At 68.5% G+C, this 12,090-nt stretch carries 12 protein-coding genes; 10 read left to right on the top strand and 2 right to left on the bottom strand.

Annotated features, from left to right (window positions below):
- The first annotated feature begins 414 nt into the window (after window positions 1-414).
- From Q9R02_RS14120 to Q9R02_RS14100, 5 genes are read left to right on the top strand one after another with little or no spacing between them, the layout of a single operon-like run.
- Entirely contained in the window at window positions 415-1,329 is a 915-nt protein-coding gene (locus tag Q9R02_RS14120; protein ID WP_305997339.1) for an SIS domain-containing protein, read from the top strand.
- Between the two features lie 34 nt (window positions 1,330-1,363).
- Window positions 1,364-2,293 (top strand): ROK family protein, encoded by a 930-nt coding sequence (locus tag Q9R02_RS14115; protein ID WP_305997338.1) that lies wholly within the window; start codon window positions 1,364-1,366, stop codon window positions 2,291-2,293.
- Window positions 2,290-3,249, top strand: a complete 960-nt coding sequence (locus Q9R02_RS14110; RefSeq protein WP_305997337.1) for a 1-phosphofructokinase family hexose kinase — start codon at window positions 2,290-2,292, stop codon at window positions 3,247-3,249. The genes Q9R02_RS14115 and Q9R02_RS14110 overlap by 4 nt, the downstream gene beginning before the upstream one ends.
- Complete coding sequence (locus tag Q9R02_RS14105; RefSeq protein ID WP_305997336.1) at window positions 3,246-4,094, top strand: class II fructose-bisphosphate aldolase; 849 nt, start codon at window positions 3,246-3,248, stop codon at window positions 4,092-4,094. The genes Q9R02_RS14110 and Q9R02_RS14105 overlap by 4 nt, the downstream gene beginning before the upstream one ends.
- Entirely contained in the window at window positions 4,091-4,927 is an 837-nt protein-coding gene (locus tag Q9R02_RS14100; protein ID WP_305997335.1) for a DeoR/GlpR family DNA-binding transcription regulator, read from the top strand. The genes Q9R02_RS14105 and Q9R02_RS14100 overlap by 4 nt, the downstream gene beginning before the upstream one ends.
- 12 nt (window positions 4,928-4,939) lie before the next feature.
- Here Q9R02_RS14100 and Q9R02_RS14095 read toward each other — a convergent pair whose 3' ends face one another.
- On the bottom strand, window positions 4,940-5,620 hold the full coding sequence (locus Q9R02_RS14095; RefSeq protein WP_305997334.1) for a histidine phosphatase family protein: 681 nt from the start codon (window positions 5,618-5,620) through the stop codon (window positions 4,940-4,942).
- 127 nt (window positions 5,621-5,747) lie between these two features.
- On the opposite strand from Q9R02_RS14095, the gene Q9R02_RS14090 reads away from it, so the two are divergent.
- Complete coding sequence (locus Q9R02_RS14090; RefSeq protein ID WP_305997346.1) at window positions 5,748-6,482, top strand: CPBP family intramembrane glutamic endopeptidase; 735 nt, start codon at window positions 5,748-5,750, stop codon at window positions 6,480-6,482.
- A gap of 84 nt (window positions 6,483-6,566) precedes the next feature.
- On the opposite strand, the gene Q9R02_RS14085 is transcribed toward Q9R02_RS14090, so the two are convergent.
- Entirely contained in the window at window positions 6,567-7,463 is an 897-nt protein-coding gene (locus Q9R02_RS14085) for a DUF559 domain-containing protein (RefSeq protein WP_305997333.1), read from the bottom strand.
- Window positions 7,464-7,671: 208 nt separating this feature from the next.
- Here Q9R02_RS14085 and Q9R02_RS14080 point away from each other — a divergent pair, with 208 nt between their 5' ends.
- From Q9R02_RS14080 to Q9R02_RS14065, 4 genes are all read left to right on the top strand, one after another.
- On the top strand, window positions 7,672-8,637 hold the full coding sequence (locus Q9R02_RS14080; protein WP_305997332.1) for an Lrp/AsnC family transcriptional regulator: 966 nt from the start codon (window positions 7,672-7,674) through the stop codon (window positions 8,635-8,637).
- 254 nt (window positions 8,638-8,891) lie between these two features.
- Entirely contained in the window at window positions 8,892-10,322 is a 1,431-nt protein-coding gene (locus tag Q9R02_RS14075) for an amidase family protein (protein ID WP_305997331.1), read from the top strand.
- Window positions 10,319-10,600, top strand: coding sequence for a hypothetical protein (locus tag Q9R02_RS14070; RefSeq protein WP_305997330.1), 282 nt, complete (start codon window positions 10,319-10,321; stop codon window positions 10,598-10,600). Before Q9R02_RS14075 ends, Q9R02_RS14070 begins: the two co-directional genes overlap by 4 nt.
- The gene (locus Q9R02_RS14065; RefSeq protein WP_305997329.1) at window positions 10,600-12,087 is read left to right on the top strand and encodes a sodium:solute symporter family transporter; all 1,488 of its coding nucleotides are present in this window, start codon (window positions 10,600-10,602) and stop codon (window positions 12,085-12,087) included. Before Q9R02_RS14070 ends, Q9R02_RS14065 begins: the two co-directional genes overlap by 1 nt.
- Window positions 12,088-12,090 lie beyond the last annotated feature (3 nt).

Here is a 12,090-nt window from a genome sequence, read left to right as displayed (position 1 = left end):
ACCCAGCACGGACTCACCCGCCAACAAGCGGTGATACGCCTCCGCCCGGACCTCCCACGCGATCTTCTTCGCCACGCACACCCTCCACCATCAGGGTGTTGCGCTAACCTTCTGAACTCGCCCCGGTTTTAGGGGCGTCAGCTGTTCTCTCGCGTGAGGGTGTTGGCGTGGTGTGGCGCTCGTCACGGATGTGAAATGACGCTTTCTGATCATGGTGATCGCTTGCGCTCACCTCCGCAGCCTTGCCGAACCGGGCTGAGATCCCGGGGTGAAGCGTCTGGACGTTTCGTCCCGAGTGGAGTAGCGTAAAACTGATTGAATAGGTCGGCGCGCAAGCATCAACAATCATTCAAAAAATGATCGATGATCACTCGCGCGGGCATTCCTGACAGACGCACACACAAGGAGTCAACGATGACGGAGTCCGTTCTCGGCGCCTACATGGACGAGGAACTCAGCTCTCAGCCGCAGGTCTGGGCACAGGCCCAGGCGCAGAGCCGTGAGGAAGGGCTGCTCCCCGCCTCCGGCCAGAAGATCGCCGTCATCGGCTGCGGCACGTCCTGGTTCATGGCCCAGAGCTATGCCACCGCGCGTGAGGCGGCCGGCCACGGCGTCACCGACGCCTTCGCCGCCTCCGAGGCGTTCCTTGCCCACAACAGCGCGGGCCGGGACTACGACGCCGTCGTCGCCATCACCCGCTCCGGCACCACCACCGAGGTCCTGGACGTCCTGACGCAGCTCAAGGGCACGGTGAAGACCATCGCCCTGATCGGCGACATCAACTCGCCCATCATCGACGTCGCGGACGTCATCATCGGCCTGCCGTACGCGGACGAGCAGTCCGTGGTCCAGACCCGCTTCGCCACCACCGCGCTCGTCTACCTCCTGACCAGTCTGGGCCAGGGCTTCGACGTCGCCATCGAGCAGGCCAAGGCCGCCGTCAGCGACCCCGTGGACCAGGGGCTCCTGGACGCCGAGCAGTTCACCTTCCTGGGCCGTGGCTGGACCGTGGGCCTGGCACACGAGGCCGGCCTGAAGATGCGCGAGGCCGTGCAGGGCTGGACCGAGTCCTACCCCGCCATGGAGTACCGCCACGGCCCCATCTCCATCGCCGCCCCCAACCGCGTCACCTGGCTCTTCGGCGAGGAACCGGAGGGCCTGGCCGCCGACGTCGCCAAGACCGGGGCCCGCTACATCAGCACCGGGCTGCACCCGCTCGCCGAACTGGCCCGTGTGCACCGGGTCACCCTGGAACGCGCCCGCGTCCGCGGTCTCAACCCGGACCTGCCCCGGAATCTGACGCGCTCCGTCATCCTCGACGAGGCCTGACACCCGCCCCGGCACCACCCACGGACAGGACAGCATGGCACTCGGATTCGCGGACGCAGGAGTACTCGCCTTCGATGTGGGCGGCACGGACATGAAGTCCGGCGTCGTCACCGCCGACGGCACGGTGCTGGCTCTCCAGCGCCACAAGACGCCGCTGGACCCCCAGCGGCCCGGCGAGGCGATCCTGGAGCGGATCGAACAGCTCTACGGCGAGTACAGCCACCAGTTCCCCGCGGGGACCTTCGAGGCCGTCGGCATCACGGTGCCCGGCCTGGTGGACGAAGTACACGGCGTGGGCATCTACTCGGCCAATCTCGGCTGGCGGGACTTCCCCTTCCGCGACCTCGCCGAGCAGCGGCTGGGCATCCCGGTGGCCTTCGGGCACGACGTGGCCAGCGCGGGCTCCGCGGAGATGGAGCTGGGCGCGGCCCGGGAGTTCCAGGACGCCATGGTCATGGTGGTCGGCACCGGCATCGCGGCGGCCATCTTCACCTCGGGCCGGCCCGTCACCGCCGGCGGCTTCGCGGGGGAGATCGGCCACGCCATGGTCCCGGACCCGGACGGGCAGGGCAGCGTGATCCTGGAGTCCGTGGGCAGTGCGGGGGCCATCGCCAAGCGCTACCGGCGGATCACCGGCACCGAGGTGGACGGCGCCCGCGAGGTCCTGGAGCGGGCCATGACGGGGGAGCCCGAGGCCCTGAAGGTGTGGAACCAGGCGGTCGAGGCGCTTGCCTTCAGCATCTGCCAGTGCGTCTCCATCCTGGGCACCGAGGCCGTGGTGATCGGCGGCGGCCTCTCCGCCGCGGGCGAGGCCCTCCTGGAGCCGCTCCGCTCCGCCGTGGACGACGCGCTCGATTTCCAGCGGCGCCCCGTCATCCGTGCGGCGGCCCTCGGCCAGGACGCCGGGATGCTCGGCTCCGCGCTCAAGGCCAGGGCCCGCCTCCTGGAGGTGAAGCTCTCATGAGCGCCGCAGCGCACGACGGCAGCCGCATCGTCACCGTCACGCCCAACCCCGCCCTGGACACCAGCTACACGGTGCCCCGGATCGAGCACGGCGCCAGCCACCGGGTGGCCCCGCCGCTGATCCGTGCCGGCGGCAAGGGCCTGAACGTGGCCCGCGTGGTGCATCAGCAGGGCCGCCGTGCCCTGGCGATCGCGCCCGTGGGCGGGAACACCGGGGAAGCGTTCCGCGCCGAGCTGGAATCCAGCGGCGTCCCGTCCAGGCTCGTCCCGGTGCAGGCCGAGACGCGGCGCAGCATGGCCTTCGTCGAAGAGACCCTGGGCGACACCACCATCTTCAACGAAGCCGGCCACGCACTGCAGCCGGGGGACTGGCAACGGCTCGCGGCCGCCGTCGTCGATGGTCTGCAGGACGCCGCCGTGCTGGTGGGCTCCGGCAGCCTCCCACCCGGCGCCCCGGCGGACTTCTACCCGGCGCTCGTCACGCTGGCGCACCAGCACGGTGTCCCCGCCGTGATCGACACCTCCGGCCCCGGCATCCTCGCCGCCGCGCGCGCCGGCGCCGACGTTCTGAAGCCCAACCACGTCGAGCTGCGGGAGGCGTTCGGCGGCCTGGAACTCGACGACGCCGTCCGGGAGCTCCTGCGCCTGGGCGCCCGCACCGTCGTCGTCAGCTCAGGCAGCGCGGGGATGCGGCTCTTCTCCGCCGATCACCCGCGCCACAGCTGGGCCGCGCGCCTCGCCGAGCCCCTGCACGGCAACCCCACCGGGGCCGGCGACGCCGCCGTCGCAGCCCTCGCCACCGCGCTCGCCGAGGGCGTGGACGAACCGGAGGACGTCCTGCGCCGCGCCGCCTCCTGGTCCGCCGCGGCCGTGCTCATGCCCGGCGCCGGGGAGATCTCGGAACGGCATACCGAACTCGAACAAATGCTCATCGTCACCCTGGAGGAGACCGCATGACCCTGGTCAGCACTCGCAGCATCATGGATCGCGCCACCGCCAAGGGCAGCGGCCAGGCGGCCTTCAACGTCATCCACCTGGAGACCGTGGAGGGCCTGGTGGCAGGCGCTGAGGCCGCCCGGCTGCCGCTGATCCTGCAGATCTCTGAGAATTGCGCGAAATACCACGGCGGCCTGGAGCCCGTGGCCCTGGCCTCACTGTCCGCCGCCCGGGCGGCCGGCGTGGACATCGCCCTGCACCTGGACCACGCGGAGAGCGAGGAGCTGGCGCGCCAGGCCGTGGACCTCGGCTTCGGCTCCATCATGTACGACGGCGCGCATCTGGACTATGCGGAGAACGTCGCCACCACGGCGCGCGTGCGGGAGTATGCGCACGCGGCGGGCGTTTACGTCGAGGCCGAGCTGGGCAAGGTGGGCGGCAAGGACGGTGCGCACGCGCCGGGCGTGCTGACCGACCCGCAGGAGGCCCACGAGTTCGTGGCGGCCACCGGCGTGGACGCACTGGCGGTCGCCGTCGGGTCCTCCCACGCCATGAGAAGCCGGGACGCACGGCTGAACCTGGAACGGATCGCCGCGCTGCACGCCGCCCTGGACGTCCCGCTGGTGCTCCACGGCTCCTCCGGGGTCTCGGATGAGAACATCCAGGCGGCCATCAGCGCCGGTATGACCAAGATCAACGTGTCGACGCACCTTAACGGTTTCTTCACCCGCGCGGTGCGCGAGTACCTTGAGTCACACCCGGATATCGTTGATTCCCGGAAATACCTGGGGGCAGGGCGGGCCGCGCTCATTCCCGAGGTCGCGCGCCTCCTGACCCTCTTCGACACAGCGGAGCGTGCTTCATGAACCGGACAGACCGCCTCACGGCCATCCTCGACCTCCTGGCCGAGCGTGGACAGATCGAGGTGGAGGACATCGTCACCCAGCTGGGCGTCTCCCCGGCCACCGCGCGCCGGGACCTGGACTCCCTGGCCAAGCAGCGCCTGCTGAGCCGGACCCGTGGCGGCGCCACCACCGGTGCCGTGTCCTACGACCTGCCCGGCCGCTACAACCGCGATGACAACGCGGCAGCCAAGCAGCAGATCGCCCTGGCCGCATCCTCCCTGGTGGAGCCCTACATGGTGGTGGGACTGGGCGGCGGCACCACGAGCACGGCCCTGGCGCAGGTGCTGGCCACGCGGGACGATCTGAACGCCCCCTCCAACCGGCCCACCCTCACGGTGGTCACCAACGCCATCAACATCGCCACCCAGCTCGCCGTCCGGCCGAACATCAAGATCATGGTCACGGGCGGCATCCTGAACCCGCGCTCCTATGAGCTCGTGGGCCCGTTCACGGACACCATCATGCAGAAGGTGGCCCTGGACATCGCGTTCATCGGCGTCAACGGCGTGGACCCGGTCCTCGGCCCCACCATCAATGACGAGGGTGAGGCGCAGGTCAACTCGCTCATGGCCAAGCGCGCGCTGGAGGCGTACATCCTGGCCGACTCCTCCAAGGTGGGCAAACGGGCCTTCGCCACCATGCACGGTTTCCAGATGCACAACCTCATCACCGATTCCGGCATCCCCGCCAAGGATCTCAAAGCCTTCCAGGACCGGGGGACCAATGTCCTCGTGGCGCCGGACGGCACGCCGGAGGCGTCGGACAGTGTGCCGGAGGGGCAGCCGGGGGAGTAGGCGGCCGGCCGCTCAGAAGTGCATGGGCGGGGCGTTGAGCACCGTGGTGGTCTCGTTGCACTCGTTCCACTGGCTGAACGGTGTGTCCAGGCGGTACTTGCCCTCCTCCTGCCGGATCAGGGTGCGGATCTCGGCATTGCCCGGGTTGTTGAGGGACTCGAAGTACTCGACGGACCAGTGGAACCAGCGCATGCAGAACAGCCGCATGGTCAGGCCGTGGGTCACCAGCAGGGTGTTGGGCGCGTAGCTGGGCTTGGACCAGTGCCGGTACAAGGTCTCCATGAAGCTGGAGATCCGGTCGTAGACGTCCGAACCGGACTCGCCCTCCCGGAAACGGTAGAAGAAGTGCCCGTACGCGTTGCGCAGTTCCTTCTGATCCGCGATGTCCCCGGCGATCTGGAAGTTCGCCCAGTCCTGCTCCCGCAGCCGCGGCTCCTCCATGACCCGCTCCGTCAGATCCTCCAGTCCCAGGGCCTCCAGGGTCTGGTAGGCGCGCAGGTAGGGCGAGACATAGACGCACACCTGCTGCCCATCAAGCTGCCGCCGGATGCGCTCGCCGGCGTCGCGGGCCTGCTGGACGCCCAGCTCGGTGAGCGGGATGCGGTAGTCCGGAACCCGGTTGTAGATGCCGGTGTCCACATTGGCCGCCGACTGCCCGTGCCGGACCATGATGATTTGCTGCGGCGCGCTCATGGAGACAGCTTAATGTCCCGGCCGATTTTAGAGTGGTGACATGCCCCGCCTTCCCGCCCTGCCGTCGTCGTCGCTGGATACGGATCCTTCCGCGCTGGGGCGCCGGCGGCGCAGGCTCTGGTGGGAGATGTCCCTGGTGCTGGCCCTGTCGCTGGGGCAGTCTGCCGTCTATGCGATCGTGCAGTTCGCGGACAAGGCCACCCGCGGCCCCCTGTCCTCCGCCACGTCTACGCTCAACCCTTCGCTGAACCGGCGCGAGCTCTTCGACCTGGTCTACCAGTTGCTGGACATCGGATTCTCGCTGGTCCCGGTCCTGCTCGGCCTGTACTTCCTGAGCACCTTCCTGCCGTTCCGCGGGGCGGACAGCCGCCGGCCCTGGCGCGCCCTGGGCTTCGACGGCCGGCATCCGGTGCGCGACGGCGCGGTGGGCCTCCTGCTGTTCATCGCCATCGGCGCGGGGACGCTGGGGCTGTACGCCGCGGGGCGTGCCCTGGGGATCACGACGGCGATCATCCCGGCCGCGCTGGACTCCCATTGGTGGACGGTGCCGGTACTGGTGCTCTCCGGCATCCGGCACGGGATCCTGGAGGAGGTCCTGGTGGTGGGGTACCTCTTCCGTCGGCTGGGGCAGCTCGGCCGCTCGCCGCTGTGGATCGTGCTGGCCAGTGCGCTGCTGCGCGGCAGTTACCACCTCTACCAGGGGGTGGGGCCGTTCGTGGGCAATGTGGTGATGGGCCTGGTGTTCGGCTGGGTGTACCTGAAATGGCGGAGGGTCATGCCGCTCGTGGTGGCCCATGCGCTCCTGGACGTCAGCGCGTTCGTGGGGTACTCGCTGCTGGGCAAGGCCATCGGCCTGGGCTGACCCTCCCGCGTCTTACCAACTGGTCGGGTCTATCTGTCGGAACGGGTACCATTTTCCGACAGATAGACCCGACCAGTTGGACGTTCACGCGGCGCTTCGGAGCATACGCCGGACCTTGGACACGGCCGATGCGCAGTCGTTTTTGAGGTCGTCTGCGACGATGATGACCTGCCGCCAGCCAAGTTCCTGCATGAGAGCATTCCTCCGCGCGTCTATTCGCTGCTGTTCGCGGGTCCGGTGGTGCTCGCCGTCATGCTCGACGGCGATCCGATGGTGTTCGTTTCCGAGATCGACATGGTGCCGTATCGTGCCGAAGCCATCGATGACCGGACAATCCGGGGTGAACTCAGGCAGGTGAGCATCGATAAACGCGAGTCGGAGAAAGCTTTCGGGCGGCGAATCGACGCCAGACCTCACCAGCTGTGCGGCGAGTCGTGCTTTGCGGATCCCAGGTGTCCCGCGTTTCCAGTCAAGATACTTCCGCAACTCATCCGGCGGAACAGCCGGAACGTCCTGTCGAGACCACGGCCGCCTCCCGAGGGATGCGATCGCGTCGCCGAGAGCCACAAGATGTATCTCTGGGAGAAGAGCCGCCATGTCAAGAAAGGTGCGCGCGGGGCTCGTCACCCACATTCCGTCGAGACTGATGACCTCGCCGGGGAAGAGAGTCAGGGCATGGCCCTGGATGCCTGGCCGGTGGGGCGCGTCCCGGCCTTTCGGGACGCTGATGTGAGTGCTGTCGCTGAGGAAACCTGGGACGGGAAGCCCGAGGAGGTGACAGGCCGAGGTGTGCGAGGCGATGCCGTGGGTCACCTCGAGAAGCGGACGGAACCGGGAGATCCGGTCCATTTCACCGGTCACGGGTTCCCTGACTCCACGGGTCGGCATGACGAGATCTTTCCGGCGCAGCCGTTCATGGTGCACGCCGAGTTCCCAGGCCTTCGTCAGGGTGAATGGCGCCGTGCCGAGCGGCTCAGGCAATTCAAGAGGCTTCCGCATGACCAGAGATAAGCAGAAAGTCACGGATCCCGCTGCCGTTATCCACAGATTCAGGGCGGATGCGCCAACTGGTCGGGTCTATCTGTCGGAACAGGGCGCCTGTTCCGACAGATAGACCCGACCAGTTGGCATGGAACCAGGTGCGGGAGGAGATCCGGGCGGAGGACGGCCGCGCCTGCATAATGGGGGGATGGTGATGTTGACCCCCGTCCATGAGCTGGATGACCTGGACCGACGCATCGTCGCGGCCCTCCAGGTCAATGGGCGCGCCTCCTGGCGCCGCATCGCCGACGTCCTGGGCGAGCCGTTCCGCACCGTCACCCGCCGGGGCATCGCCCTGCTCGAATCCGGCGCGGTCCGGATCGCGGGTCTGGTGTCCCTCGCCGCGACGCACCTCGTGGAGGTCCACTGCGAGCCGTCCCGGCTCGTCGCGATCGCGGAGACGCTCGCCGAGGGGCCGGACGTGACCTTCCTCTACGCGCTGACCGGGCCCACCCGGATCCTCCTGGAGGTCCAGGAGAGCCCCGGCCGGCTCTCCGACCTGGTCCTGGAGGAACTCCCCGGCATCGAGGGCGTGACCCAGGTGGATGCCTCCCCGGTCCTGGAGTACTACCGGACGGTGGCGGATTGGCATCCGGGGCCCATCACGGCCGCGGAGGTAGAGGCCCTTCAGGAGACCGTTCCGCCCGTCACCCGGCGCCCTGCGACGGGACTGCTGGATGACATCGACCAGACCCTGGTGCGGCTCCTGGTGGAGGACGGCCGTGTGCCCACCTCGGAACTGGGCGAAGCCGTGGCCCTCTCCGCCCCTGCGGTCCGGCGGCGTCTGGCGTCGTTGCTGGAGGAAGGGATGCTGAGCGTCCGGGCCATCGTGGAACCCGTGGACATCGGGCTGCCGGTGGAGGCGGTCATCTGGATCCGGACGGCCCCCACCGCGGTGGCCGAGGTGGGCCGTCTGGTCTCCGCCGAGCCAGGTGTCCGCTATGCGGCGATGACCATGGGGGAGTTCCAGCTCATGGTGAATGTGACGCTGGCCGGTCTGGACGATCTGCGCCGGTTCATCACCGCCTCCGAATGGGCCTCCCAGGCCCTCGCCATGCGCACCTCCATGGTGGTCGGTTCCTACAAGCGCGGAGGCGTGCGAGCCGCCCGCTGACGGCATCCACCCAGCTCAAACGTGCTCACCGGACGGCGCTGACGGCCCGTCCGGATTCAGCCATGCCCGGATCTCGGTCTCAATCCCTCCGGCTCTCCTTCTCTCCCACGGGGCCATGCCGGGCGCGGCTTCTCCACGCCCGGCACAGGATCACCTCTAGTCAAAAGTGATGTGCACCACTAATGTGGTCCACATCGCTCGTTGAGCCCCAAGGAAGTGGCTCAAAAAGAAACTAGCTAAAAGGTGAATGACTCATGATGAACGAGTTGGTCTACACGGATGCCGTGAAGCTCGCCTCCCTGCTCCACTCCGGTGAAGTCTCCGCCGTCGAGGTCCTGGAAGCCCACCTGGAGCAGATCGACACCGTCAACCCGCTGGTGAACGCCGTGGTGACCCTCGATGAAGAGGGCGCCCGCGCCGCCGCCGTGGAAGCGGACCGCAAGCGCCAGGCCGGTGAGCCTCTCTGCCCGCTGCATGGCCTGCCCATCAGCTTCAAGGACACCGCCTCGACTGCAGGGATGCGTACGACCTTCGGCCACCCGCGCACGCAGGACTTCGTGCCGGCTGTCAACGACCTGCACGTCCAGCGCATCCTCGACGCCGGTGCCATCCGCCTCGGCAAGACGAACGTGCCCGAGCACGCGGCCGGCTCCCACACCTTCAACCGGGTGTTCGGCGTCACCCGCAACCCTTACGATCTTTCCAAGTCCGCCGGCGGCAGCAGCGGCGGTGCGGCGGCCGCACTCGCCTCCGGTTTCCAGCCGATCGCCGACGGCAGCGACATGGGTGGCTCCCTGCGCAACCCGGCGTCGTTCTGCAATGTGGTGGGCCTGCGCCCGACCCCCGGCATGGTGCCCAATACCGACGGCGCAAACGTGTTCTTCCCGCTCGCCGTCAATGGCCCCATGGGCCGCACCGCCGCGGACACCGCATTGCTCTTCTCCGTCATGTCTGGCCAGGCCGCTGATGACCCGTTCTCCTCCTTCCCGGCCGAGGCCTCCGGCCTGGGCGGCGAACCGAAGCTGGAGGACCTGGCCGGTCTGCGCATCGCGTTCGCCCCGACGCTCGGCGGCCGTGTGCCGGTGGAGCGTGAGGTGCTGGACGTGATTGAGGCGCAGGCCGCCGCGCTGTCCGCGGCCGGCGCCGTCGTGGAGCTCGCCTGCCCCGATCTGGACGGCTCCGAGGAGGCGTTCCGCACCCTGCGGGCCGCGGCCATGGACGCCGCCTGGGGCGATGACCTGGCGGCGGACCCGGAGCTGTTCAACCACTTCCTCGCGTGGAACATCCGCGAGGGTGCGCGGCTCACCGGCCGCGACGTGTACCGCGCCGAGGAGACGATGACCCGTCTCATCCGCGGCGCGGCGGAATTCTTCACGCGCTATGACCTGGTGATCGCACCCGCATCCCAGGTGGTGCCGTTCGACGCCGATCTCGAATACCCCACCGAGATCGAGGGGCACCGGCTCGAAACCTACCTCGACTGGATGCGTGCCCCGTACCTCTTCACCCCGCTGGGTCTCCCGGCCCTGTCGGTTCCGGCCGGGTTCACCCCCGCCGGCCTTCCCGTCGGACTCCAGATGATCGGAGCGCGCGGCAGCGACGCCCGCCTCCTGCACCTGGCCTCGTCCTTCGAGAAGCTCAGCCTCTGCTCGACCATCCGCCCTCAAGGAGTTGCAGTCCTGTGAGCACCACCCTGGCATCCCCCAAGCGCCTGACGATCGCCCTGACCCCGGTCGCCGGCATCATGGTCACCCCCTTCCTTCCCTTTGTCTCCACCCCCACTTTCTGGTTCGGCCTGCCGGCCGCCCTGATCTGGATGGGAGCGATGGTGATCTGCACCGTCGTCGCCCTCCAGATCGTGGAGCGCAGCTATCAGCGCGACGGCGGTGCCGAGAACGACGCCGCCGAAGCAGTCCGGGACGCCGCGCGCCTGGCCGCCCTGAACGAGAGTGAGGCACACTGATGCTCACCGTCCTCATCGTGATCGGAATCGTCCTGATCGGCGCCATCGGCGTCTGGTCCCGCACTCGTCAGACCAGCCTGTCCGGCTGGTCGGTGGGCAAACGCGACCTTCCACGCTGGACCACCTGGTTCCTCCAGGCCGGCGAATCGCTGACCACCTTCAGCTTCCTGGGCCTGGCCGGCCTGGCCTACGGGGGCGGCATGGCGGCACTGTACGCCGTCGGGTACCTCACCATCACCTGCACGCTGCAGTACTTCATCCTGCCGCGTCAGCGCCAGCTCGGTGCCAACCGCGGCTACCTGACCATGGCGGACTTCTTCCAGGACCGCTTCGGCAGCCGTGCCCTGGGCAAGACCGTGGCCCTGTGCGGCGCCATCTTCCTCCTGCCGTACCTGCAGCTGCAGATCACCGGCCTGGGCATGATCGTCCAGCTCGCCACGGGAAGTGCGGACGCCAGCGGATTCAGCATGATCGTGGCCAGCGTGCTGGTGGTGGTCTTCGTGATCTGGGCCGGACTGCGCGGCATCGCCCGGGTGGCGGTCTTCAAGGACTTCATGATGGTGGCGGCGCTGGTCATCGTGATCGCGGGCGTCATCGCGAGCGTGGGGGCCATCCCGGACGTGGTCGCCAAGGTCAACGCGATCTCCGGTGACTTCTTCACCATCAGCCGGCCCGGCTTCGACGCCAAGTTCTGGGTGACCTCTGTGGCCGTGACCGGTCTCGGCGCCGGGTTCAACACCTTCCCCCACCTGTGGCCGCCGACCCTTGCCGCCAAGAGCGGGAAGATCCTGCGCCAGAACAACAGCTGGATCGCCATCTACCAGCTGAGCCTGTTCATCCCGATCATGGTGGGTCTCGCCGGCATCCTGGTTCTCCCGGCCCACACCAAGGGCAACACGGTCCTGCTGAGCGTCGCGCAGCACTCGCTGCCGGAGCCACTCCTAGCCGTCATCGCCATCGGCGGCGCCGCGGCAGCGATGGTGCCGGCGGGCGCCATTGCGATGGGCATCTCCATGCTCGTGTCCAACAACCTCTTCTCGATCAAGAACCCGCGGCTGCGCTTCCGGGTGAACCACCTGGTGGTGGCCGTGGCCGTCGCGCTGGCCCTGGTGTTCGGCCTGGCCAAGTCGGACATCGGCGCGCTGCTGCTCCTCACCTACGGCGGCCTGACCCAGATGGTCCCCGCGGTCGCGTTCGGCCTGGCCCGCAAGGTGAAGGTGCATGGCATCCCGGTGACCCTGGGCATCCTGGCCGGAACACTCTCGGTCGGCGTCATCACCTTCGCCAACATCAGCACCGGCGGCATCGACTCCGGCCTCCTGTCCCTGGTGCCCAACCTCGTGGTCCTGGCCGTGGCGGAGGGCATCCGCCGCGTGGCCTTCAAGGGACAGCCGCCGGTTCCGGCTCACGCCGACGAGTCCGCCACCGGACCCCGGCTGTCCGCGGACCACGGCCGTGAAACCGTCACCGAAGGGGCCACCGCATGAGCA

It is taken from the genome of Arthrobacter horti (assembly GCF_030731045.1).
Classification (GTDB): Bacteria; Actinomycetota; Actinomycetes; order Actinomycetales; family Micrococcaceae; genus Arthrobacter_E; species Arthrobacter_E nanjingensis.
Note: the sequence above shows the minus strand (reverse complement) of the source record. Positions and strands in the feature narration are given on the sequence as shown.